This window comes from Flavobacterium rhamnosiphilum (genome assembly GCF_004349195.1).
GTDB lineage: Bacteria > Bacteroidota > Bacteroidia > Flavobacteriales > Flavobacteriaceae > Flavobacterium > Flavobacterium rhamnosiphilum.
Window position 1 is genome coordinate 69,706 of the sequence record NZ_SMLG01000007.1, and the last position, 21,751, is coordinate 91,456.

Below are 21,751 nucleotides of genomic sequence, written 5' to 3' on the forward strand. Positions count from 1 at the left end.
CCTTCGGTATTCATACCGAAGGGTTTTTTTATAAAAAAGCGTATTTATTAAAAGCAATGCGATGGTCAACTGCTTTTATTTACTTTTATCAATTCAAAAAAAATAATTTGCAGATTTTTTTTTGAATGGGATATCAAATATTCGTTAAGAATTACGAAATTGCCGTTCCTATTGAAACCAAAAAATTCAAACCATCACCGTATTAAATTATGAGAAAATCAATTTTATGTGTTGCACTATTCCTTAACGGAATTGTTCTTTTTGCTCAAACTAAGGAGGAACAAACCTTGAAGGAAATTTACAAATCATCCTTGACCAATGCCAAATGTTATCCCTGGCTGGACCATTTATCCAATAAAATTGGCTCTCGATTATCGGGTTCAACCGGAGCAGAAAAAGCGGTTTTGTATACCAAAGCACAATTGGAAACGCTCGGATTAGATAAAGTATACCTTCAGGAAGTGATGGTGCCAAAATGGGTTCGGGGCGAAAAAGAAATCGCTTATTTACAAATTGGGAAACAAAAAATCACTTTCCCAATATGTGCGCTGGGCGGCTCAGTTGCCACTCCAAAAAAAGGAGTGCAAGCAGCTATAATTGAAGTAAACAGTTTAGAAGAATTAATAGCATTAGGGGAAGAAAAAGTAAAAGGTAAAATCATTTTTTTTAACAGACCCATGAATCCTGAATTTATTGAAACTTTCAAAGCGTATGGCAGTTGTGTCGACCAAAGATCCTCAGGAGCAAGAGAAGCCGGAAAACTGGGTGCATTAGCTGTAATTGTCAGATCGATGAATTTGCGATTGGATGATTTACCACATACCGGTGCAACCAATTATGGAGAAATTTCAAAAGAACAACGAATTCCGGCTGCTGCAATTAGTACAAATGGGGCTGAACTTTTAAGTAAAAGTTTAAAAGATAAACCCAATGCGCCATTCTATTTAAAACAATCCTGTCAGACATTTGATGATGTTTTGTCTTATAATGTTGTCGGTGAAATGACGGGTTCTGAACATCCTGAAAGAATAATGGTCGTTGGTGGGCATCTTGATTCCTGGGATTTAGGAGACGGATCTCATGATGATGGCGCTGGATGTGTGCAAAGTATGGAAGTATTGAATATATTTAAAAACATAGGGTATAAACCTAAAAATACGCTTCGTGTGGTATTGTTCATGAACGAAGAAAACGGTGTTCGCGGCGGAAATGAATATGAAGTGCAATCCAATAAAAACAACGAAAACCATATTTTTGCTTTAGAAAGTGATTCAGGAGGATTTTCACCAAGAGGTTTTTCAATTGATGCTGATGAAGCGAATTTCAATAAAATCAGTAGTTGGGCAACTTTATTCGAACCTTATTTAGTTCACAAATTTGTAAAAGGGCATTCCGGAGTTGACATTGGTCCGTTAAAATCAAATCATATCGTAAAGGCTGGATTACAACCGGATTCACAACGCTATTTTGATTACCATCATGCTGCAAATGACACTTTTGATGCCATCAATAAAAGAGAATTAGAATTAGGAGCAGCAACGATGGCTTCGTTACTATATTTAATAGATCAGAATGGAATTGTAAATACGGTGAAGGTTCAATAAATTTTTCAATATTTGTGTTGTCAATCTTTAATAAAGGCATAAAAAAACTACAAGTTATACGCTTGTAGTTTTTTTTATGTTTATTGGGCTGGGATTATGGAATGACATGCATTCTTTATTTTATCCTAACTATTAATCATTCCTTTCAGGTTGGGATTTTTATTTCTTAGATCCAGTCCTCCTTCATAAACAGATTTTAGGTTTAACAGAAAAAAGGACCAACCTGAATCACACCCAAGCCGAATGTTCTCTTTTGAGTTCTCATCTGTCGGAATGTTTTTATGAGTTAATTCAACTATACTATAATCGTCTTGAGTTGAAAGTTTAATGTCGACTAAACAGTCTCCAGCAAATGAAAATTGAATAAAATCTTCGCCATTTGCGTTCGTTATTTTTCCTTTTTCAACTCCATCATATAAATACCAATGCCATTCATAGGTAAAACCTTTTTCAAAAGGAGTGTTTTTGTCAACAAGGTTTTTGTTTGCATCGAAATAATTAGCATTGCTTAAAAACCACTTTTCTATTTCCGTAGTTTTTGTCCAAGCAGCATACATTTCGGCAAGAGTTGATTTTACCGCAATTCGTCTGGTAAATGTTGTCCAATCAAAGTTTTTCATATCCTTTACAAATTTAGTTAATGCTGTTTTTATGATTGCCTTTGGGTATAAGTAAAGATACTACATTTAATATTTGAAAGAAATAGTGAATGTTGTCCCTTCATTTATTTTACTTTCAACTGCAATTCGGCCCCCTAAACTAGTGATGTGATTGTAGACCAGATACAATCCTATACCGTTACTGTCAATGTTACTGTGGAATTTTTCATACAATCCAAAAATCTTATCTTTTACTTTATCCATATCAAAACCAAGTCCATTATCAGAAAAAATTAATTGCTTCACTCCGTTGACTTTTCTGGATTGGATAGTAATAACGGGCGCATGATCTGGTTTTGCATATTTAATCGAATTGGTTAATAAATTCAAAAAAATACTTTTAATGTATGCCTTGTTAAAAGAAACATTTTCAAAATCTGAAAAGTCAACATGAATAACCGCTTTTGAATCGCGTACCAAGGAATTGATGGATACAAGGACTTCTGCAAGTGATTCATTTAAATTTATTTCTTCAATTTGAGTATTTATGTTCTCATTTTCAACCAATTCATCAATCGAGTCGTTTAAAGTTTGTTTTAAATTTTCACTGGTTAATTAATGTTAATCAATTCCAATGTTTCCGGATCATTGATTTTAGAAACATCGATAAGACTAAAAACCGAAAGCATGTTATTAATAGGTGACTTTAAATCATGGGATGTTTTGTGTGATAAAACGGTAAGTTCCTTATTGATTTGTGTAAGATTTGTAAGAAGTAAATTGCGTTCTTCTTCTTCTTCTTTTTTGTGAGTGATGTTCTTGGCAATCGCATACACTAGTTTTTCGGACTCGATAGGCATGGATGTCCAAGATAACCAAACAATGGCTCCGCTTTTAGTTAAATACCGATTTTCGAAATTTAAAAGGGGCTTGTTTTTATATACTTGTTCTCTGGTTTCGATAGTCATTTTAAGGTCTGGTGCATAAACAAAACTACTGATAGGTCTAGCATATAATTCCTCTTCTGAAAAACCTAATAATTTTGAAACAGCGGGATTTATCCTCTTGAAATAGCCATCAAATCCTGCAATACAAATAAAATCAGCTGAGATATTAAAAAAATTATCAAAGTGATAGATCCCTTCTGAATCAGGATTACTTTTTTTTATAGTCATTGAGTTTTAAAGTTATTTGTTATTCGGATTTTGGACAAATACAAATTTTATGAATTGTTTAATTTTAGAAGAAAACATACTATCAAATTTAGCTAATAATTATTTATAATAAGAGCAATGGTATACACAAATTTATAATTAAAATAAAATGTATTGCTATCATTTAAATGAAAAAAAAGGTTAAACAAAACGAGGCTGTCATTTTACTGACAGCCTCGTTTTTTAGTATTGACACTCTGTTTATATTCTGAAGATTCCTCCAATAGCAATTATTCTTTGAAAAAAGAAAAAATCTTGTGAAGCAGTATCTTCTGAGCTTTTTGTAGTTCGTATGTCTTGCATATTAATATAACCGCCTTTAAGTTCTCCTTGTATGTAAAAGTGCTTGAAAAAAGTAATGTTCAAACCCGCTTTTAATGAAGTTCCATAACCCGAAACATGAAAATCGTCATGACGTTCTTTTCCTAATAGCTTTGTATTCGTTTTTGGATACAATAGACCAAAACCAACACCTTCAGTTAAATTAACTTGAATTTTGTCCGTATTTCCAATTTTAAAAATAGAGGAAATATCATCGTGTCTGGAAAATTCAGTATTTACATAATTTAAACCGTCAGTATGTTCAAAAGTTAAAAATTCTGGGGTTAAAAGTACTTGATTGTTAGGCAATAACTCGTCATACGATCCTGGATTAGGGTAATAACCATTGATGTTAACTGCCTTGTTTTGAGTCATTACATATTTCATATGATCGACACCTATAGCAACGCTATAATGGTCATTTATGAAATACCCCAATCTAAAATTAGTTTGGGGAATGGTCATTCTGGCTGGATTGATATAGTCTACATGCCATCCTTTTGGTTTGTCATGCGCTTGTACATTCTCGAGAGTAAAGTTGTAATCTTTACCGCGAAAAGTTATATCAGATTTAGAATAGCTGTCTCTATTTCCTCCCCATGAAACAAAAAATTTCCCTTTGTTATGAGTGGTGTATCGATCTTGAATTGTTATTTTTTCCTGTGCAATTGTAGTATTAGTAAATAGTATAATTAGGAATGCGGAATATAAAAAAAAATGTTTCAATGAATTTGGGGCCTAAATTTAAAATGTATTTATTGTTTTTCTGATGGCAACTAACTTGGTCATTAAGGATTCGAAATAATCCAAATGCAACATATTGGCACCATCGCTTTTTGCATTGGCAGGATCAAAATGGGTTTCAATAAATATTCCATCCACGCCTACAGCAATACCTGCTTTAGCAATGGTTTCAATCATATCTGGTCTTCCGCCAGTTACACCAGCCGTTTGGTTGGGTTGTTGCAGTGAGTGTGTAACATCAAGAACAGTAGTGGCGTATTGTTGCATAGTAGGAATTCCTCTGAAATCAACAATCATGTCTTGATAGCCAAACATCGTTCCTCTATCCGTAACCATCACATTTTCATTGTGACAATCCAATACTTTTTGAACGGCATGTTTCATACTTTCCGGACTCATAAATTGCCCTTTTTTCAAGTTGACCACTTTTCCGGTATTGGCAGCAGCCACTACTAAATCCGTTTGACGCACTAAAAAAGCCGGAATTTGCAATACATCAACATATTGAGCCGCCATATCCGCATCTTCATTCGTGTGAATGTCAGTAACAGTAGGAACTCCAAATGTTTCCGAAACTTTTCTAAGGATTTTTAATGCTTTTTCGTCACCAATTCCTGAAAAACTGTCAATTCTGGAACGATTCGCTTTCTTGAAAGAACCCTTAAAAACAAAAGGGATTTGTAAATTATCAGTAATACCAATTAATTTTTCAGCAATTCGCATTGCCATTTCTTCACCTTCAATGGCACAAGGACCAGCTAGCAGGAAGAAATTGCCACTGTCAGTATATTTGATTTGTGGAATATGTTGTAGGTTCATAATATGAATTTTTTAGAAAGTGCAAAGGTAGTTATGATTTACGATTTACTATTTATGATTTGCAAATAATTTCTTGGATTAACTTTTTATTAGGAGCTTTTTCCTGCTGTACGTTACAATCTCCCGAAAAAACGGGAGGATTTCTCCCGACGCTTCGGGACCATCAGGGCTAGGGATTTGGTTTTCAAGGATGTTTTGGGATTCGAAATCTATTATTTTTTCAATGAAAATCCCACTGGAACCATCAATATTCCTTTTTCATAGATATTCAGGTAAAGCGTAACCGGTTTTTTCTGCCCTTCCCATTTTAATTCATAAACATCCAAAAATCCGGCTCCCAATTCGCTTCTTTTTGTTGGGAACGGGCAACAGTTTTCTAGTTTGGTAAACGTAATTTTTTCGCCATTAGGTCCAGCCAATGCGTTTAAAAATCGACCTTGGTTGATGGATTCATTTTTGGTGTTGTTAAAGAATATATTGATAGGATAATCTTTATCATAGCCATATTTTTTGTCTTTACTATATTCAGTAATCACAAAAGTATTGTCTTTTGAAAGGGTAAGGTTGGGGGCGTTATCATCTGTATTTTTCAAAGTTGATTGTGTACTTGAGCAAGAAGCCATTCCGATTAGCAAAGCAATAAAAAAGATTGATTTTTTCATGTTTAGGGTAAATTTATTAGGTAAAAATTAAATAGCAATTACAATACCACGTAATTTAAATAATACAAATATAAACAGAACTTTAGACCTTCGTACGAGTTCCCGTAATAATTTGGATGTATCATTTTTTAATCGAATGTAGCATTTCTTCCAAAATCTCGTAAAATGCTTCTTATCTTTGTACAAAAAAACAATATGGATATTATTTTTCAAACATGGTCCTGGTATATTTCTGGGTTTTTGATTGGTATGATTATGCTTTCTTTGATTTATTTCGGAAAGTCTTTCGGAATGTCTTCTAATTTGCGTTCGCTGTGTTCAATGGCTGGTTTAGGAAAACGAGTAGCCTTTTTTGATTTTGATTGGAAAGCACAACGTTGGAATTTAGTAGTCGTTCTTGGGGCTATGTTAGGCGGTTTTGTTGCTGTTCATTTTATGGCTGATGCTTCAAATGTGGCTATTAATCCTAAAACAATTGCACAATTAGCACAACTGGGTATTGAAGCTCCAAACGGGAAATTAATGCCGGATGCTCTTTTTGGGACAGCTATTTTAGAATCTCCAAAAAGTATTTTCATACTGCTTATTGGTGGCGTTTTGATTGGTTTTGGTTCTCGTTATGCTGGTGGTTGTACTTCAGGACATGCCATTTCTGGCTTAAGTAATTTACAACTTCCTTCTTTGAAAGCTGTTATTGGGTTTTTTATCGGTGGATTGATAATGGCGCATTTTTTATTACCATTGATTTTAAAATAAGCATTGCAAAGCAATCATAATGACCTTAATATTAAAATAAAAAGCATGAAAAATATAGTAAAATATGTATTAGTTGGATTTATTTTTGGAATTGTATTGACTAAATCCGAAGCTGTTTCTTGGTATCGCATTTATGAAATGTTCCAATTTCAGTCGTTTCACATGTACGGAATTATTGCTGTGGCTATCTTGACGGGAATAATTGGTATTCAAATCATAAAAAGAAACAATATAAAAGACATCAAAGGAGAATCCATAGAAATTCCGGATAAAGAAAAAGGCTCCGCACGCTATTGGATAGGAGGATTATTTTTTGGATTGGGTTGGGCATTGGTAGGTTCTTGCCCAGGACCTATATTTATCTTATTGGGTGCCGGTTTCTGGACTGTTCTGATAGTGCTTTTTGGAGCTCTTTTGGGAACTTATTTATACGGATTATTGAAAAATAAATTGCCTCATTAATCGAAAAATAGCTTGTATCAAAGTAGCATTCTCGTATGAAAATGCTACTTTTTTTTGTTTAATTTCAAAATGCCAACAACAATCAAATATTGCGCAAGTAAGTAGGTTGCCATAATCAGGAAGGAACTGTATTGCAGCGGTGCATGAAATTTATCAAATGCCAAAATACTATCTGAAGCTACAAAAATGGTAGCACCAATTAAAATATAGATGTTGGCAGGTTTTTTCCAGTTTAAAAAACCTTTGAGCGCAAATAACAACATAATGGAAATTGTCAGTGCATAAACAAAAACAGGAATTTTTAAGTCACCCAGACTTGGCAGTAAAATCAACATCATTACTATTAAATAAAAGGCAATTGTTGTAACTCCAACCCAGAAAATGATTTTACTTTTCTTTAAATAAATCTTTAATTGTTTGCTGAACAGTATAATATAAGAAATGTGCGAAAGAAGAAAAGCAATCAATCCTGCTATAAAATATAATTCTCCTTTGTCAGCAAACATCAAAATAATGTCTCCTATCCAAGATAAAGTCAAAGCCGTTAAAAGAATTTTTTTGGTAGTGAATTTTTCATGTAAAAAAACTGCCAGAATTAGAAACGGCAATAAAAATGGTTTGAAATACCAAGCTGCATCTTCGCGACCTATAAAAATTATAAAAAGATAAATAAGACTAAATCGGAGATAACTGTTTAAGATGTAGTTGTTTTTCATATATTATTTTTAAGATTGAGCTACAATCATTGTTTCTTTTTCAAAATTGCTGTTGACAAAATAAATAGTTACTATCAATGACAAAATAAGATAACCTGCAACAACATAACTCGCAAAAGGAAAGAGTTGATCCATTCCAAACCAATCTCCAAAATAGAAAATTAGCCCAATTCCAAATATGAAACGAATACTTTCCCAGAATACAGAAATTTTCCGGGTATCCATTAATTCGGTGTAACTGTAAACGGTCAGAAAGATGAATGCACCGTAAATAAATACATTTGGCAAACCTATTACTGCAATGGAATTATACATATAACTAATAAGTAACAACGTAATAATAGCTTGAAATAAGGACCAGTACATCAGTTTTTTAGAATGTTTGACTCCATATTTTTCAAAATCATAAACATTGGTGATTTTGGTTACCGGATATTTTTCTTCAAAATTTTCTGGACGCCAGCCTGTTGGTTTAAACCAAATTGTGAACTTGTCTTTCCAGTTTTCGGCACGCCAGGCATCCGTAATCAGTAACCATAAATGCTGAAAATTAATCCGAATAGGATTCCAGGTTCTCGCTGGTCTTGTGATTCCAAAAACGGGTGGAACAGTTTCTAATTCTGCTTGAAAAGTACCAAATAACTTATCCCAAATAATAAATATTTGTGAATGGTTTTTATCCATATATTCAGGGTTGATAGCATGATGAACCCTATGATGTGATGGAGAAACCAGTATGTTTTCCAGAAAACCAATTTTCTTAATGTGCTTGGTGTGATACCAGAATTGCAGGAATAAATGAATCGGTAAGGTTATCGCAATCACTTTGGAGGGAACACCTAAAAGAGCAGCTGGAATCAATAAAAAAGTAAACAGATTCACAAAACTGGAAACGGGTTGACGCAAGGCACATGCCAGATTAAATTCTTCACTACTGTGATGAATGGCATGTTTGTTCCATAAAAAATTAATTTGATGGGACAAACGATGACTCCAATAGCCATAAAAATCAATAGCGATAAATCCAATGAGATAAGTGAAAACGGTTGCTTCAAGATCGAATAAAGCTATTTTAGAGACAATCCAATCATAGGAAACCAGCGTTATGCTGAGTCCTAAAACATCTTTTAGGGAGTTAATCATTCCGGAACTTACGCTCGAAACAGAATCCATATTTGGTGCCGTATCTTCCCCTTTATAATGCCCGTATATTTTTTCGATGATAATTAATATCAAAAAAGCGGGCATTACAAAAACTAAAATTTTACCGTATTCTTCCATAAAAACACTTTTTTTTATTCAAATATAGAATAAAAGAGAATGTTTTTGAATTATTCATAGTAATTTATTTCTCAAAGGGAAGTTTTATTATTCTTAAATTATCTCCGCATTTAATCCTGCTTCTAATAATTGAGTGCATTGTGGTTTTAATTTTTCGTAAGGACCCGTTTTTACGGTACACTTCCCATTATAATGTACAATTAATGAACATTGTTCTGCTTGTTCCGGAGTGTGATCACAAACGCGAATTAAAGTGTCAATGACATGATCAAAAGTATTTACATCATCGTTGTAAACTACTATTTCATTGTCCAGACTTATAGCTTCCTTAAGACTAACTCTTTCTCTTACTTTTTCTTTAGTACTCATTTTGTAGGTTTTTGTACTTTCGTAATTAATAAAAAAATAGTACCACTAATTTACATATTTTAAAGATACCCAATTGTTTCTTTCAAATTTTTTAACATAAGTTAATCCTTTTTCAGTACATGAAGCATCAATAAATGGAATGTCTTCTTGGTAGAAACCACTTAAAAGTAGTGTTCCATTAGGATTTAAACTATCAACATAACTTTGCATATCGTTCAACAAAATATTCCTGTTAATGTTAGCTATAATCAAATCGTATTTTTTACCTTCTAATAAAGCAGCCTCACCTTCATAAACTGTAATGTGCTTACAATTATTGCGTTGTGCATTTTCTATAGAATTCAAATAACACCAATTATCAATATCAATGGCGTCAATTGGTTGCGCTCCTTTCATCTCGGCAAGTATTGCTAAAATAGCTGTTCCGCAACCCATATCAAGGGTTTTCATTCCGGTAACATCTATTTCTAATAAATGCTGAATCATCATGTGAGTCGTTTCGTGGTGACCCGTTCCAAAACTCATTTTTGGTTCGATTACAATATCAAATTCGGCATCCGTTTTTGGATGAAAAGGCGCACGTACATGACAATTTCCATCGACATCTATCGCTTCAAAATTCTTTTCCCATTCCTCATTCCAGTTGACTTGTTCGATTTCTTCAAATGTATAATCAATCGTAAATTCCTCCGATTGTAAAATATGAATATCTTCTAAAATAGTTTCGTCCCACAAATCTTTTTGAACAAAAGCAGAAATACCGGTTTCGGTTTCTGTAAAACTTTCGAATGCTCTTTCTCCTAATTCTGCGATTAATATTTCAGAACCCAACTCTTTAGGTTCAATAGTAAAATGATACCCGATATAAATGTTTGACATGCTTCTTTTTTTTGCAAAGGTACTATTTCTCTTTATTCTCATGAATAATTTAAACTATAAAAAAAGCGATGATTAATTTCACCGCTTTTTATATAATTTAAAAATGAAATTTATATAGCATTTACAATTGCTACAAAATCATCTGCTTTTAGGGCAGCACCACCAATAAGACCACCGTCTACATCTGGTTTTGAGAATATTTCTTTTGCATTTTCAGGTTTTACACTTCCGCCATAAAGGATGGATACGTTTTCAGCGATTTCGCTTCCAAAAGCTTTACGAACTGTTTCTCTGATGAATTCATGCATTTCTTGCGCTTGTTCCGGAGAAGCAGTTTCTCCAGTTCCTATTGCCCAAACCGGCTCGTAGGCCAAAACAATACTTTCCCAGTCTTTGGATTCAATATGGAATAAACCATCTCGCAATTGATTTTCTACAACATTAAAATGATTTTTTGATTGACGGTCTTTTAATTCTTCTCCGAAGCAAAAAATAACCATCATATCATGTTCTAAAGCTGTATTTACTTTATTAGCAATCAAAGCATCCGTTTCATGAAAAATAGCTCTGCGCTCTGAGTGTCCTAGAATTACAATATCTACACCGACACTTTTTAACATATCTGCTGAAATTTCACCTGTAAAAGCGCCACTTTCTGCTTGATGTACGTTTTGTGCCGCAACATCGATATTCGTGAATTCTAAATGATCAACAGCAGAAGCCAAGTTTACAAATGTAGGTGCTACAATTACTTGTGCTTTTGTATCAGTTGGTATTTTTGCTATTAATTCATTCAATAAATCTTCAGTTTGCTCTGCATTTTTATGCATTTTCCAGTTTCCGGCAACAATCTTCTTTCTCATTTTAGTTGTATTATATTTAGTTTTTGGTTTTAGTTTTTCAACATTGCAATTGATTGTTACAATGTGTTATTTTAAATTTTTGAGAGTTTCATTGATTTTATCAAAATCAGTTTCTATAGCGCGGTATAAAACGATCTTTCCATTTTTGTCTACAACAATGTATCTTGGAATCCAATCGACATCAATTGCTTTTGCAAATACCCCTTTCATTTGGTCATTTGCCATGAAATGATCTCCTTTCAATTCGTGTTTTTCAATCCCTAGTTTCCATTTATCGGCGGTTTTATCCATTGAAATAAATAGGTACGCAACATCAGGGTTGTTAGCTTGTAGTTCTTTAAATTTAGGCATTGCTTTTACACAATCGCCACACCAAGAAGCCCACACTTCTATTACCAAGGTTTTTCCTTTGTGTTTTTTTAAAATATCCTTGAAAGCAACTTGACTTCCGTCAGTGGCTAAAAGGGTTTCGGATAAAGCTTCTTTGGAGAATTTAGTTTTTTGCGCATTTGATACGCAAGAGAATGTTGCAAACGCAATTAGTAATGCTATTATTCTTTTCATTATAGTATTGTTTTTTAACAAAGTTAAACAAACAATTTGAATGCGTTATACAGAATAAGAATTTTTGAAAGCAGAATTTAAAAACGACAAAACAATATCGTTATAGTTTATAAATAATCGGATGATTTTGATTCACCGATTTATTTAGAAAGCATTTATCTTTCTTTTTAAGTAAAAAGTCGTAAAGTATAGTATTCTTTCTTTACGACTTTAAACGGTATAAGTTATTTAGAACTTTCAGGGCAGACGCATGAGTTTTCAAAATAGCCGCAGATTCGCAGATTTTCTCTTGCAAACTTTATTTTTTGTAATTTTCGAGAAACTTATTTTGAGTAAATCCGCTATAATCTGTCCTTTTTAGATAGAAATAGGTATTAAAATCAGCGAATCTGTGGCAAAATAACTCATGCGTTTGCCCTGTTAGAACTTTAAATCTGCAATATCATTGTGATGCACTTTTTGCATTATCGTTCCTTTTTCAAGCAATACAATACTTGGATTGGCTCTTTCGATTGTTTTTACAGTAATAGCATCACAAAAATAGAAGTCAAATGTCAATCCGAATTGTTTTTTTGCAGCAGCTATTTCTTCTGGTGAAGAAGCCGTCATTGCAACCACTTTATATCCTTTTGCTTTAGCATCCTGATTCAGTTTTTCCAATTTTGCCATTCCACTGTGATCGGCTTTAACCAAATCATACGCTGTAATCAACATCAATTTTGGTTCTTCTAAAAATTCCTCTTTGTAATCTGAACCGTCTTTTTCCATTGTAAAATCATGAATAGGAGGAACGTAACCTTCTGTGATAACTTTGTCTTTTCTATCTACAAATACGGCACCTTCAGGAATCGACATCAAATCTTTTTCGGTAAACTCTTTATCGACACCACCAACTTTGTAAATAAAGACCATTTCTACCACTGATTTTTCTGCTCCATCAGGGATTCGCATTCCTTTTTGAATATTGTTCCCTACTTTATAGGGTCTGAAATCGACCAATGGCAAATGGTTTAAAACCCAAACTCCCATAAGCGAAGATAAAACGATACTGGCGTAAATAGTTATATTTTGTACATTATTGCTAAACAATGGTTTTACCAATTTTTGATTAAAAAATAATATTAGAATAAAGAAAAGTAAAACAATATCCTTAGTAAACGATTGCCACGGCGTTAGTTTCAAAGCATCTCCAAAACAACCACAATCTTTTACCACATTAAAATAAGCTGAATAAAAAGTCAAGAAAGTAAACAGTACAATCAAGATTAATAAACTCCAGATAGTGAATTTGGTTTTGTAACCAATGAGCAACATAATACCTAAAACCACTTCAAGAATCACTAAAAACAAAGCAATTCCTAGTGCAAAAGGAACGAAAAAAGGCATGTTGAAAACTGGTTCACTGAAATATTCAGCTAATTTATAGGAGAAACCAATAGGGTCATTCAGCTTGATTAATCCGGAGATAATAAATAAGATTCCAACGAAAATTCTAGAAAATTGAGTAATTATATTTTTCATATTCAGTTATTGCTTTTTATTGTTTATTTCCAAAACCCATTAAAATCAAGGCGAAAACCGAATAATTAATCATATCCTGATAATTCGCATCGATTCCTTCAGAAACTAATGTTTTTCCTTTATTGTCTTCAATTTGTTTGACACGAAGTAGTTTTTGTAAAATTAAATCCGTCAATGAACTCACGCGCATGTCACGCCAAGCTTCACCGTAATCATGATTTTTATCTTCCATTAATTCCTTGGTCAGTTTAACTTTGGCATCGTATAATTCGGTTGCTTTTTCAACACTTAAATCAGGTTGGTCTGCAACGCCTAATTCCAATTGAATCAACGCCATGATAGAATAATTGATAATCCCGATGAATTCGCCTGTTTCATCTTCATCAATTTTACGAACTTCGTTTTCTTGTAAGCTCCTTATTCTTTGAGCTTTAATGTAGATTTGATCCGTTAACGAAGGCAGCCTTAAAATTCGCCAAGCACATCCGTAATCTTTCATTTTGTTGATAAACAGTGCGCGACAAGTCGCAATTACCGTATCATATTCCTTTGAAGTATTCTTCATTATTGGTGTATATTTGTATTCAAATTTTTTCAAAAATAAGATAATTTTTTTGAATGTAGAATTTTGAAGTCTTTAAAACTGTAAACGAATGACTATTAACTGCAAAGGAATACTTGTTGACTTATCAACTCCCAAAGTGATGGGGATTTTGAACGTGACGCCCAACTCATTTTTTGATGGTGGAAAGTATAAAAATGAAACCGAAATCCTTTCTCAAGTCGAAAAAATGCTAACTGATGGTGCTACTTTTATAGATATTGGCGCTTATTCCAGCAAACCAAATGCAGAATTTGTCTCGGTACAAGAAGAAATTGTGAGAATTGTACCTGTTGTTGATTTGATTCTAAAGCATTTTCCAGAGACAATAATCTCGGTTGACACCTTTAGAAGTGAAGTGGCAAAAGCTTCTATTGAAAGTGGTGCGGCCATCATCAACGATATTGCGGCAGGAAATCTGGACGATAAAATATTTGAGATAATTGCCAAATACAATGTTCCTTATATCATGATGCACATGCGAGGAAATCCGCAAACGATGCAAACACTTACGGATTACGATGATGTTATAAAAGAAATGTTGTTCTATTTTTCTGAAAAAGTTGCCAAGGCTAGAAGTTTTGGTATCAATGATTTGATTATCGATCCGGGCTTTGGCTTTGCCAAAACAATAGATCAAAATTATGAGATTTTTCAGAAAATGGAATTATTTAATATATTGGAACTCCCACTTTTTGTTGGGATTTCCAGAAAATCAATGATTTATAAAACTCTTGGGACAACAATAGAAAATGCGTTAAACGGAACTACGGTTTTGAATGCTTTGGCATTGACAAAAGGAGCAAAAATCCTTCGTGTTCACGATGTAAAAGAAGCTGCGGAATGTGTTACATTATTCAATAAAATCAATTTATAAAGATGAAATATTTTACTCTGATTGTTCTTTTTACTTTATTTTCTTGTGGAAACAAAGAAGCTGTTTTACTGCCAAAAGCCAATACAACAATTGTCAAAAATGTAGCGGATCTTTCTCCAATCTATATTTTTTTCAGAACAAAAGGCAAAGATACGCTGGCAGAAGTAAACAGAAAAAATAGTATTATTTCTACCAATTGGATTCTAAATATAGACAAACGTTTGCCTTTGCGAATTGCGATTCCGGAAATCATGAAGTTGCAACAAAAAAAGCGGGAAGAAAAAGCACACAAGAATGAAAAGGCCGAAAATTATTATTCTTACGCCGATACTATTGGAAAAAATTTGGCTTTTATTCCTTTTACAAATGTGTATTACAAACTGGAAAAACCGAAGTCAGGAATAGTTGTCTTTTTTACCAAAAACAATGAAATTTTAGTAGATAATATTGTGGTGAAACAAGAAGAATTGCAAGCATATTTGAATAAACTGCCAAGTACTACATCCAATAAATACCTGTTTTGTTTTGCAAAAGAGTTGTCTTTTGGAAACTATTTGCAAAATGAAATTTTGATACGAAGTCTAAAGTTCCAAACTTCGGGATTAGGTGTCGACAATCAGGAGTTTGTTTACTAACAAAAACGAAACATTCTTAGAGTCTTATAAGTTTATAAATGACTAAGGAATATTAATTTTTGCTATTTATTTGGTAAAAATTGAAAAAACATAATAGGCTTTCTTTTTCAAAAAGAAAGCCTATTACTTTAATAGGTTGAATGACTATTTAATAGTCCCAGTCTCCAGCACCACTGGGATTAGTTATGATAAGTTGTCCCCTTATTTCTCCTGCCGTATATGGTGCAGCACTGTGTATGTTTACATAATAACGTCCGGCTCTAAGCTCGATTTCCTCTGCTGTACTTAAAGGAAGACTTGTGTAAGTGTAATTTGTTGCAGAGGTACTAGCTAAAGGAAAAACAATACCCCCGTTAATACCTACAGCACCGTTATGTATATGTGCGGCATTAGCTCCTACAACATTGTGTGTCACTGTAATTGAAAATCTTTTTGTGGTATTGTTGAATGTAAGCGTCGCAGTTCCTGTTGCCATTGAACCATTTTGAGGCACTTCACTCATACCGTTTAAAGTAGCATTAAGAGTTACTATAACTGGAGCAGGTGTTCCTTCTTTAATAAGTTGCCCTCTTATTTCTCCATCTGGTAATGCCGCACTGTGTATATTTACATAATAAAGATTGGCATTAAGATATGATTCCTGAGTTGCATTTAAGGCCACGCTGGTGTAGGTTATTGGAGAGGCAATACTAGAAAATGGAAAAGCAATTGGGCCACTAACTCCTGGATTAGCATAATGTATGTGGGCGCCTGTTGCCGTTACACCTGTGTATGTTACCGAAATCGTAAATGTTTTTGTAACAGTATTGAATCTAAGTGTGGCTGTCCCTGTTGCCGTTGAAGCATTTGCAGGCACTTCATTTGCCCCCCTTAAGGTAGCTGTATAGATTATTGTGCTGCCTGAATTCGGATTTGGGTTTGGATTTGGATCATTGTAGCTATCACCGTCACAGGAAACTATGCCTGATAAAATAATAGCAATTGCTAAAAATCGTATTAAGAGTCTCATGATAAAAATATTTAAAAGGTTAGAAAAATGATTGGAAATCACTGCTTTTAACAAGTTGCCTAACCTCCTGAATATATCAAGTGGAGCAAGCAAAGCCTAATTTTAAAATGAGAGTAAATTTAGAATTTTGTATTTTAAAAGGTGTTAATTTTTAATTAAAATATTGATATTCAGTAGTTTGTGTGTTAGTTTTAATTCTTGCTTAAAAGCAATATTAGGGTTTGCTATAGTTAGTAAAAAAGGAAAGAAGTGAAATTGTGTGATAAATTCACCCGGAAATAAAATTTTCTGAATGTTGATTAGAATGTGAAGTTTTTAAACTGAAAACTAATCACTGATGATGATACGGTTCGTTTCTTAAAATCGTAAAGCCACGATATAATTGTTCAATAAAAAACAACCGTACCATTTGATGCGAAAAAGTCATTAAAGACAACGATATTTTACCTTGCGCTTTGGCATAAACGGTATCCGAAAATCCATAAGGACCACCAATTACGAAAACTAAAGTTTTCACTCCAGAGTTCATTTTTTTCTGTAATTCTTCTGAGAAACCGACGCTCGAAAAGTTTTTTCCGTTTTCGTCCAATAAAATAAGTTGGTCTGTTGGAGAAATTTTAGATAAAATCAATTCGCCTTCTTTTTCTTTTTGCTGACTTTCCGATAAGTTTTTTACGTTTTTGATATCAGGAATAATATCCAAATCAAATTTGATATAAAAAAACAAACGCTTGGTATAATCGTCTATTAAAGATTGTAAGGCTTTGTTATCGGTTTTACCAATGGCAATCAATTTGATGTTCATTTTTCCAGTGTTTCAAAGATGCAAATATAGAAAATTAAGAGTTTTAAAGTTTACTATCTTTGAATGGAATTCTATGAAAATCAAATATCTTTTTAGTCAAGCTGTAGTAGTATTTTTAGCTTTAAATTTAATTCTGCCATGTCATTTTGTTGAAGTTCTCCTAATTTTCCAATTACCAGAGATTTGTCGACAGTAGCAATTTTGGATAGTCTAATCAAAGAAGGCGTTTTAATCCCATTAGAACTTGTTGGAAAAAGTTCAATATCGGTACTCTCTTTCCATTTGAATTGTGTCGTAATAAAGCTTACTGTGAGGTCATAATCAGTTTCGATTAAAATTACTGCCGGACGTAATTTTTTACCTGTTAAGTCTGTGAATGGAAAAGGAATAAGAATTATATCTCCTTTAATCATTTGTATCGTTCTTTCAAATCTGTTATGGAATAGATACTTTCTTCCTCATTTAAAAAATTGAAAGTTTCACTGTCAATTACTATTTTTTGAATGTTCTCTGTCAATAATTGTTCTTCATATTTTTTTATAATGAAGCCAGCAAAGTCTGATATTTCCAGCGCTTTGTCTTGCGGAAGTTGATTGATTATTTGAACGGTGCGCTCAATGATTTCTTCTCGTGTCATTGTGAAATATTTTATAAAACAAAATTACAAATTATTTTCGGAGTATTTTCTAACTATTTGATTTGGAGCTTTTTTATTGAATTTTTGAGAAGTTAGCAGTAGTAGTTCTTCGTACTGTGTACTGTGTATTGTGTACTGTGTACTGTTTATTACTTACTCATTAAGCTCTTTCGGGAATCTGTCGAAAACTAAATTTAGCTCAATGTTATGTTTCAAATAGGCTTTTAAACCCGCTAAAACTAAAGTGAATCCTTCTGTTGAATCCCGTATTTGTGCGATAAGTTTTTCTGTTTCGCCATGTAGTCCACTATTGATAATACTTACAAAAGTTCCGACTTCACCTAAATTTTTAAACGTCCATTCCACAGTTGTAATTTCATTAGAATTACCCCATTCGATTGTGATTTTTTTATTCAGTTCAATCATTTTAGTTCTAACCAAAATAGAGTGATGGTACATTTCCCAAGTCCATTCGGTTTCTTTTCCTTCTTCAAGCTTTCCGGAGCTCTTCGTAAACCAAAATTTAGTGGTGATTTCTGGATTTATAAATGCCTGAAAAACAGGTTCAATGGGTTTTCGAATCAGCATTTCCGCTTTTGCATAGTATTTTGATTCAGCCATAGTTTTTATTTTCAAACGAGTTCGTGACAGTTTTCAATGGATACGTGCGCAATTTTCAATTATGACTTAGGCAATGGTGCACCAACGGCAATATCACATCGGTGATTGGTTTGACCGTGTGGCGGGTTCATTCCTTCAGGTGTGGGTGTTGTTGCAACTGGTGTTGGAGTAGTGGTAACAGTGGTAGTAGGAACCGGTTGATTCTGTTGCTGAACTGTTGGTTTGCTTGTGCTTGCAGCAGCAGGTGGAGAGTTTAATGGAGCACCTACGGGAATATCACAACGATGTGATGGCTGACCGTGTGCTGGATTCATTCCGGTTGCTACAGGACTGGAAGTTGCCACAGCATTATTTGGATTCACTGTATTTGTGGTTGTGGTTTGTTGAACCTGAGTTGTTGTTGCCGCTTCGCTCTTCATTTGTTTGCCAACTTCAGTAAATGGAACTACATTTGTTGGAGTTGCGTTATTTTGCGGTTCAACTTCTTTTTTGCAAGAAGTCAATAGTAGCGAGGATACAAAAAGAAGGCTTAAAAAAGATTTCATAATCAGTGTTTTAGTTACTAGACTCAAATATAAGATTTTAAATAATACAGCCCTAAATAAACAATTGATTTAATTAGCTTGAAGCCGCGTCGCATAATGTCAATGTATTCAGATAATTGCATTAAGTGGCATGAGATTTATTTTTACCTTTCCACAATTAAGATGTAATACTTTGCTAAAACACATTGATTTACCTCTTTTTTTCAAAGAACCCAGCATACATATTTTCAAATCCACAAAATAAATCTTACTTTAGCATTCCATAAATTTCCTATAAAATGATTAGCGACATACAGTTTAAAAATGAGTTAGACATACTAATACAAAATGCCATTCGGGAAGATGTAGGTCCGGGCGACTATAGTTCCTTGGCTTGTATTCCAGCTACAGCAACTGGAAAAGCGAAGTTGCTTGTAAAAGAAGACGGAATTATTGCTGGTGTGGCTTTCGCCAAAATGATTTTTGAGTATGTTGACCCTAATTTGCAAATAGAAACTTTTATCGAGGATGGTACTCCGGTAAAAAAAGGAGATGTTATTTTTCATGTTTCGGGAAGTTCACAATCTATTTTGAAATCGGAACGTGTAGTATTGAATTCAATGCAAAGAATGTCAGCCATTGCTACTAAAACCAAAGAATACGTTCGTTTATTAGAAGGAACCAAAACTAAAATTCTAGATACGCGTAAAACGACACCGGGATTCAGAGCTTGTGAGAAATGGGCGGTGAAAATTGGCGGAGGCGAAAACCATCGTTTTGCTTTGTATGACATGATTATGCTCAAAGACAATCACAACGATTTTGCCGGCGGAATTACTTTGGCTATAGCCAAAACCAAAGCTTTTTTAAAAGAAAATAATCTGGATTTAAAAATCATTGTGGAAGCCAGAAATCTGGATGAAATCAAAGAAATACTGGAGAGTGAAGGCGTTTTTAGAATTTTAATTGACAATTTCAATTATGATGATACTAAAAAATCGGTAGCTTTGATTGGCGATAAATGCCAAACAGAATCCTCGGGAAATATCAACGAAAACACCATTCGTCATTATGCAGAATGTGGCGTAGATTATATTTCGTCAGGAGCCTTGACGCATTCTATTTATAACATGGATTTGAGCTTGAAAGCGATATGAGTAAAGAAATAGAAGTTAAATTACAAAGAATCCCAATAGTACGGAATCTGGTTAATGTGCTAAAAAAGATAGAGCTTCCTTGGCTGCAAGGATTGTCGTTGTATGATTTATTGGAACTTTACGGGTTAGGAATTGTTGAAAGCGCGCTAACGTATCATGCCAGTGCGATTGCATTTAGTTTTTTCATGGCATTATTTCCTTTTGCGCTGTTCATCCTAAATCTTATTCCATACATTCCTATTGAAGGTTTTCAGGATGATTTTCTTCAATTTGTTAGAGAAGGAGTGCCGCCCAATACGTACGATGCTATTTATAAAATCATCAATGATATCCTTAATAACAGTCACTCAGGATTAGTGTCTTATGGGTTTTTGTTGTCTATTTTGTTGATGGCAAACGGTTTAAATGGAATCCTTGGCGGATTTGAATCTTCCCGCCATGTTCTCATAAAAAGAGGGTTTATAAGACAATATATAGTTGCTTTGGGAATGTCCTTATTGTTGTCATTTTTATTGATTGTGACTGTGGCAACAATTGTGGTTTTTGAAGTTTTTATTCAAAAAACAATACTGAGTGATCAAGTTGCGTTAATTGTTTTGGGAAGATATGCATTTGTGATTTTAATGATTTTAGGCACAACGTCTATACTTTTTAAGTTTGGTACAAAACACGACAAAAACAGAGCATTTATATCGATAGGTTCCGTGTTTACTACCATATTAATTCTTTTGGATTCATATGCTTTTGGTATATGGGTCATAAAGTTTTCTAAATACAATGAATTATATGGATCGATAGGAACATTATTGATCTTGATGTTTTACATTTGGATTAACTGCATGATATTGCTGTTGGGTTTCGAATTGAATGCCACAATAAACAAACTAAAAGTAAAGAAAGAGTAGTATTAAATCAAAATAGTTTCAAAATTAGGAGCTATTTCCTGTTATTCGTTATAAATGAAATTCACTGAACTCCAATTAAAATAAGAGTAATGTGAAGTAATCTTTTCTCTCGTTAAAGAAACGAGAGAAAAGGATTTCCACTTCTATCAGGGATAAAAAAGTGCAACAATGAAAAAAAGCATAACAATACTCGTATTATTTATTTCGATGGCATTCTATGGTCAAAATCATACTGTTATCGGGAAATGGAAGACTATTGATGATGAAACAGGAAAAGCCAAATCAATTGTGGAAGTCTATGAAAAATCCGGGAAAATCTATGGTAAAGTAGTTGAGATTCTGGAGGAAGAAAATAAAAATAGAGTTTGCGAAAATTGTTCTGGAGAGGATAAAAATAAACCCATTTTAGGCATGATTGTCATAAAAGGGCTTTCAAAAGTGGGAAAAGAATATAAAAAAGGTAAAATCCTGGATCCTAAAAACGGAAAACTCTACCAATGTTTCATCACACTTGATGGAAATGACAAATTGAAAGTTCGCGGTTTTATCGGAATTTCATTGTTTGGAAGAACCCAATATTGGTATAGAGTAAAAGATTAATATTTT

General features: G+C 33.5%; 27 protein-coding genes and 1 pseudogene. 8 read left to right on the forward strand and 20 right to left on the reverse strand.

Annotation, left to right across the window (positions count from 1 at the left end):
- The first annotated feature begins 209 nt into the window (after positions 1–209).
- On the forward strand, positions 210–1,604 hold the full coding sequence (locus tag E0I26_RS10470) for a M28 family peptidase (RefSeq protein ID WP_131916429.1): 1,395 nt from the start codon (positions 210–212) through the stop codon (positions 1,602–1,604).
- Between the two features lie 125 nt (positions 1,605–1,729).
- Here the strand turns inward: E0I26_RS10470 and E0I26_RS10475 are convergent, their stop codons facing one another.
- From E0I26_RS10475 to E0I26_RS10495, 6 genes are all read right to left on the reverse strand, one after another.
- The gene (locus E0I26_RS10475; protein ID WP_131916430.1) at positions 1,730–2,224 is read right to left on the reverse strand and encodes an SRPBCC family protein; all 495 of its coding nucleotides are present in this window, start codon (positions 2,222–2,224) and stop codon (positions 1,730–1,732) included.
- Positions 2,225–2,290: 66 nt separating this feature from the next.
- Positions 2,291–2,593 (reverse strand): ATP-binding protein, encoded by a 303-nt coding sequence (locus E0I26_RS16645; RefSeq protein ID WP_235831756.1) that lies wholly within the window; start codon positions 2,591–2,593, stop codon positions 2,291–2,293.
- Between the two features lie 221 nt (positions 2,594–2,814).
- Positions 2,815–3,378 carry a PAS domain-containing protein gene (locus E0I26_RS16650; protein ID WP_235831757.1) on the reverse strand — a complete coding sequence of 188 codons (564 nt, stop codon included), beginning with the start codon at positions 3,376–3,378 and terminating at the stop codon, positions 2,815–2,817.
- 240 nt (positions 3,379–3,618) lie between these two features.
- The gene (locus E0I26_RS10485) at positions 3,619–4,464 is read right to left on the reverse strand and encodes a hypothetical protein (protein WP_131916431.1); all 846 of its coding nucleotides are present in this window, start codon (positions 4,462–4,464) and stop codon (positions 3,619–3,621) included.
- An 18-nt stretch (positions 4,465–4,482) separates the two neighbouring features.
- The gene (kdsA, locus tag E0I26_RS10490; RefSeq protein WP_131916432.1) at positions 4,483–5,301 is read right to left on the reverse strand and encodes a 3-deoxy-8-phosphooctulonate synthase; all 819 of its coding nucleotides are present in this window, start codon (positions 5,299–5,301) and stop codon (positions 4,483–4,485) included.
- A 212-nt stretch (positions 5,302–5,513) separates the two neighbouring features.
- Entirely contained in the window at positions 5,514–5,963 is a 450-nt protein-coding gene (locus E0I26_RS10495; RefSeq protein WP_131916433.1) for a 2-dehydro-3-deoxyphosphooctonate aldolase, read from the reverse strand.
- 195 nt (positions 5,964–6,158) lie between these two features.
- On the opposite strand from E0I26_RS10495, the gene E0I26_RS10500 reads away from it, so the two are divergent.
- Together E0I26_RS10500 and E0I26_RS10505 are read left to right on the forward strand one after the other, a co-directional pair.
- Positions 6,159–6,719, forward strand: a complete 561-nt coding sequence (locus E0I26_RS10500; RefSeq protein ID WP_131916536.1) for a YeeE/YedE family protein — start codon at positions 6,159–6,161, stop codon at positions 6,717–6,719.
- 45 nt (positions 6,720–6,764) lie between these two features.
- Complete coding sequence (locus tag E0I26_RS10505) at positions 6,765–7,181, forward strand: DUF6691 family protein (RefSeq protein ID WP_131916434.1); 417 nt, start codon at positions 6,765–6,767, stop codon at positions 7,179–7,181.
- Positions 7,182–7,225: 44 nt separating this feature from the next.
- Here the strand turns inward: E0I26_RS10505 and E0I26_RS10510 are convergent, their stop codons facing one another.
- From E0I26_RS10510 to E0I26_RS10545, 8 genes are all read right to left on the reverse strand, one after another.
- Positions 7,226–7,897 (reverse strand): lysoplasmalogenase, encoded by a 672-nt coding sequence (locus tag E0I26_RS10510; RefSeq protein ID WP_131916435.1) that lies wholly within the window; start codon positions 7,895–7,897, stop codon positions 7,226–7,228.
- Positions 7,898–7,906: 9 nt separating this feature from the next.
- Positions 7,907–9,178: a sterol desaturase family protein gene (locus tag E0I26_RS10515; protein ID WP_131916436.1), complete on the reverse strand. Its 1,272-nt coding sequence runs from the start codon at positions 9,176–9,178 to the stop codon at positions 7,907–7,909.
- A 93-nt stretch (positions 9,179–9,271) separates the two neighbouring features.
- A complete protein-coding gene (locus E0I26_RS10520; RefSeq protein WP_131916437.1) occupies positions 9,272–9,547 on the reverse strand; it encodes an ATP-dependent Clp protease adaptor ClpS in 276 nt (91 codons plus the stop codon).
- 45 nt (positions 9,548–9,592) lie between these two features.
- A complete protein-coding gene (gene prmA / locus E0I26_RS10525) occupies positions 9,593–10,426 on the reverse strand; it encodes a 50S ribosomal protein L11 methyltransferase (RefSeq protein ID WP_131916438.1) in 834 nt (277 codons plus the stop codon).
- Positions 10,427–10,536: 110 nt separating this feature from the next.
- Positions 10,537–11,289 (reverse strand): triose-phosphate isomerase, encoded by a 753-nt coding sequence (gene tpiA / locus E0I26_RS10530; protein ID WP_131916439.1) that lies wholly within the window; start codon positions 11,287–11,289, stop codon positions 10,537–10,539.
- 66 nt (positions 11,290–11,355) lie between these two features.
- Positions 11,356–11,853, reverse strand: a complete 498-nt coding sequence (locus E0I26_RS10535; RefSeq protein WP_131916440.1) for a TlpA family protein disulfide reductase — start codon at positions 11,851–11,853, stop codon at positions 11,356–11,358.
- 420 nt (positions 11,854–12,273) lie between these two features.
- A complete protein-coding gene (locus E0I26_RS10540) occupies positions 12,274–13,374 on the reverse strand; it encodes a BT_3928 family protein (RefSeq protein ID WP_131916441.1) in 1,101 nt (366 codons plus the stop codon).
- Positions 13,375–13,390: 16 nt separating this feature from the next.
- Positions 13,391–13,939 (reverse strand): DUF1599 domain-containing protein, encoded by a 549-nt coding sequence (locus E0I26_RS10545; RefSeq protein WP_131916442.1) that lies wholly within the window; start codon positions 13,937–13,939, stop codon positions 13,391–13,393.
- An 88-nt stretch (positions 13,940–14,027) separates the two neighbouring features.
- Here E0I26_RS10545 and folP point away from each other — a divergent pair, with 88 nt between their 5' ends.
- Both folP and E0I26_RS10555 read left to right on the forward strand, forming a co-directional pair.
- On the forward strand, positions 14,028–14,852 hold the full coding sequence (gene folP, locus E0I26_RS10550) for a dihydropteroate synthase (protein ID WP_131916443.1): 825 nt from the start codon (positions 14,028–14,030) through the stop codon (positions 14,850–14,852).
- Between the two features lie 2 nt (positions 14,853–14,854).
- Positions 14,855–15,487, forward strand: a complete 633-nt coding sequence (locus E0I26_RS10555) for a hypothetical protein (protein WP_131916444.1) — start codon at positions 14,855–14,857, stop codon at positions 15,485–15,487.
- A 148-nt stretch (positions 15,488–15,635) separates the two neighbouring features.
- Here the strand turns inward: E0I26_RS10555 and E0I26_RS10560 are convergent, their stop codons facing one another.
- From E0I26_RS10560 to E0I26_RS16735, 6 genes and pseudogenes are all read right to left on the reverse strand, one after another.
- Positions 15,636–16,496: a CHRD domain-containing protein gene (locus E0I26_RS10560; protein WP_131916445.1), complete on the reverse strand. Its 861-nt coding sequence runs from the start codon at positions 16,494–16,496 to the stop codon at positions 15,636–15,638.
- Positions 16,497–16,827: 331 nt separating this feature from the next.
- Complete coding sequence (gene rlmH, locus E0I26_RS10565; protein ID WP_131916446.1) at positions 16,828–17,301, reverse strand: 23S rRNA (pseudouridine(1915)-N(3))-methyltransferase RlmH; 474 nt, start codon at positions 17,299–17,301, stop codon at positions 16,828–16,830.
- 92 nt (positions 17,302–17,393) lie between these two features.
- Complete coding sequence (locus tag E0I26_RS10570) at positions 17,394–17,714, reverse strand: type II toxin-antitoxin system PemK/MazF family toxin (protein ID WP_131916447.1); 321 nt, start codon at positions 17,712–17,714, stop codon at positions 17,394–17,396.
- Entirely contained in the window at positions 17,711–17,938 is a 228-nt protein-coding gene (locus E0I26_RS10575) for a hypothetical protein (RefSeq protein ID WP_131916448.1), read from the reverse strand. Before E0I26_RS10575 ends, E0I26_RS10570 begins: the two co-directional genes overlap by 4 nt.
- Positions 17,939–18,091: 153 nt before the next feature.
- Complete coding sequence (locus E0I26_RS10580; RefSeq protein ID WP_205728795.1) at positions 18,092–18,559, reverse strand: SRPBCC family protein; 468 nt, start codon at positions 18,557–18,559, stop codon at positions 18,092–18,094.
- Between the two features lie 59 nt (positions 18,560–18,618).
- A pseudogene (locus E0I26_RS16735) lies at positions 18,619–18,876 on the reverse strand (hypothetical protein); the annotation flags it as partial.
- A gap of 506 nt (positions 18,877–19,382) precedes the next feature.
- Here E0I26_RS16735 and nadC point away from each other — a divergent pair.
- The 3 genes from nadC to E0I26_RS10600 all read left to right on the forward strand — a co-directional run bounded on the left by nadC (position 19,383) and on the right by E0I26_RS10600 (position 21,745).
- Positions 19,383–20,240: a carboxylating nicotinate-nucleotide diphosphorylase gene (nadC, locus tag E0I26_RS10590; RefSeq protein ID WP_131916450.1), complete on the forward strand. Its 858-nt coding sequence runs from the start codon at positions 19,383–19,385 to the stop codon at positions 20,238–20,240.
- Positions 20,237–21,145 (forward strand): YihY/virulence factor BrkB family protein, encoded by a 909-nt coding sequence (locus E0I26_RS10595; protein ID WP_131916451.1) that lies wholly within the window; start codon positions 20,237–20,239, stop codon positions 21,143–21,145. The genes nadC and E0I26_RS10595 overlap by 4 nt, the downstream gene beginning before the upstream one ends.
- Before the next feature lie 168 nt (positions 21,146–21,313).
- A complete protein-coding gene (locus E0I26_RS10600; protein WP_131916452.1) occupies positions 21,314–21,745 on the forward strand; it encodes a DUF2147 domain-containing protein in 432 nt (143 codons plus the stop codon).
- Positions 21,746–21,751 lie beyond the last annotated feature (6 nt).

Excerpts from the sequence above, each read along its gene's own strand:
- E0I26_RS16650 (WP_235831757.1), bottom strand. The coding sequence starts at position 3,378 with ATGACTATAAAAAAAAGTAATCCTGATTCAGAAGGGATCTATCACTTT.
- prmA (WP_131916438.1), bottom strand. The coding sequence starts at position 10,426 with ATGTCAAACATTTATATCGGGTATCATTTTACTATTGAACCTAAAGAG.
- E0I26_RS10470 (WP_131916429.1), top strand. The coding sequence starts at position 210 with ATGAGAAAATCAATTTTATGTGTTGCACTATTCCTTAACGGAATTGTT.
- E0I26_RS10570 (WP_131916447.1), bottom strand. The coding sequence starts at position 17,714 with ATGATTAAAGGAGATATAATTCTTATTCCTTTTCCATTCACAGACTTA.
- E0I26_RS10495 (WP_131916433.1), bottom strand. The coding sequence starts at position 5,963 with ATGAAAAAATCAATCTTTTTTATTGCTTTGCTAATCGGAATGGCTTCT.
- E0I26_RS10505 (WP_131916434.1), top strand. The coding sequence starts at position 6,765 with ATGAAAAATATAGTAAAATATGTATTAGTTGGATTTATTTTTGGAATT.
- E0I26_RS10535 (WP_131916440.1), bottom strand. The coding sequence starts at position 11,853 with ATGAAAAGAATAATAGCATTACTAATTGCGTTTGCAACATTCTCTTGC.
- E0I26_RS10500 (WP_131916536.1), top strand. The coding sequence starts at position 6,159 with ATGGATATTATTTTTCAAACATGGTCCTGGTATATTTCTGGGTTTTTG.
- folP (WP_131916443.1), top strand. The coding sequence starts at position 14,028 with ATGACTATTAACTGCAAAGGAATACTTGTTGACTTATCAACTCCCAAA.
- E0I26_RS10595 (WP_131916451.1), top strand. The coding sequence starts at position 20,237 with ATGAGTAAAGAAATAGAAGTTAAATTACAAAGAATCCCAATAGTACGG.
- E0I26_RS10515 (WP_131916436.1), bottom strand. The coding sequence starts at position 9,178 with ATGGAAGAATACGGTAAAATTTTAGTTTTTGTAATGCCCGCTTTTTTG.
- E0I26_RS10520 (WP_131916437.1), bottom strand. The coding sequence starts at position 9,547 with ATGAGTACTAAAGAAAAAGTAAGAGAAAGAGTTAGTCTTAAGGAAGCT.
- E0I26_RS10560 (WP_131916445.1), bottom strand. The coding sequence starts at position 16,496 with ATGAGACTCTTAATACGATTTTTAGCAATTGCTATTATTTTATCAGGC.
- rlmH (WP_131916446.1), bottom strand. The coding sequence starts at position 17,301 with ATGAACATCAAATTGATTGCCATTGGTAAAACCGATAACAAAGCCTTA.
- E0I26_RS10555 (WP_131916444.1), top strand. The coding sequence starts at position 14,855 with ATGAAATATTTTACTCTGATTGTTCTTTTTACTTTATTTTCTTGTGGA.
- kdsA (WP_131916432.1), bottom strand. The coding sequence starts at position 5,301 with ATGAACCTACAACATATTCCACAAATCAAATATACTGACAGTGGCAAT.
- tpiA (WP_131916439.1), bottom strand. The coding sequence starts at position 11,289 with ATGAGAAAGAAGATTGTTGCCGGAAACTGGAAAATGCATAAAAATGCA.
- E0I26_RS10510 (WP_131916435.1), bottom strand. The coding sequence starts at position 7,897 with ATGAAAAACAACTACATCTTAAACAGTTATCTCCGATTTAGTCTTATT.
- E0I26_RS10580 (WP_205728795.1), bottom strand. The coding sequence starts at position 18,559 with ATGGCTGAATCAAAATACTATGCAAAAGCGGAAATGCTGATTCGAAAA.
- E0I26_RS10540 (WP_131916441.1), bottom strand. The coding sequence starts at position 13,374 with ATGAAAAATATAATTACTCAATTTTCTAGAATTTTCGTTGGAATCTTA.
- nadC (WP_131916450.1), top strand. The coding sequence starts at position 19,383 with ATGATTAGCGACATACAGTTTAAAAATGAGTTAGACATACTAATACAA.
- E0I26_RS10475 (WP_131916430.1), bottom strand. The coding sequence starts at position 2,224 with ATGAAAAACTTTGATTGGACAACATTTACCAGACGAATTGCGGTAAAA.
- E0I26_RS10600 (WP_131916452.1), top strand. The coding sequence starts at position 21,314 with ATGAAAAAAAGCATAACAATACTCGTATTATTTATTTCGATGGCATTC.
- E0I26_RS10575 (WP_131916448.1), bottom strand. The coding sequence starts at position 17,938 with ATGACACGAGAAGAAATCATTGAGCGCACCGTTCAAATAATCAATCAA.
- E0I26_RS10545 (WP_131916442.1), bottom strand. The coding sequence starts at position 13,939 with ATGAAGAATACTTCAAAGGAATATGATACGGTAATTGCGACTTGTCGC.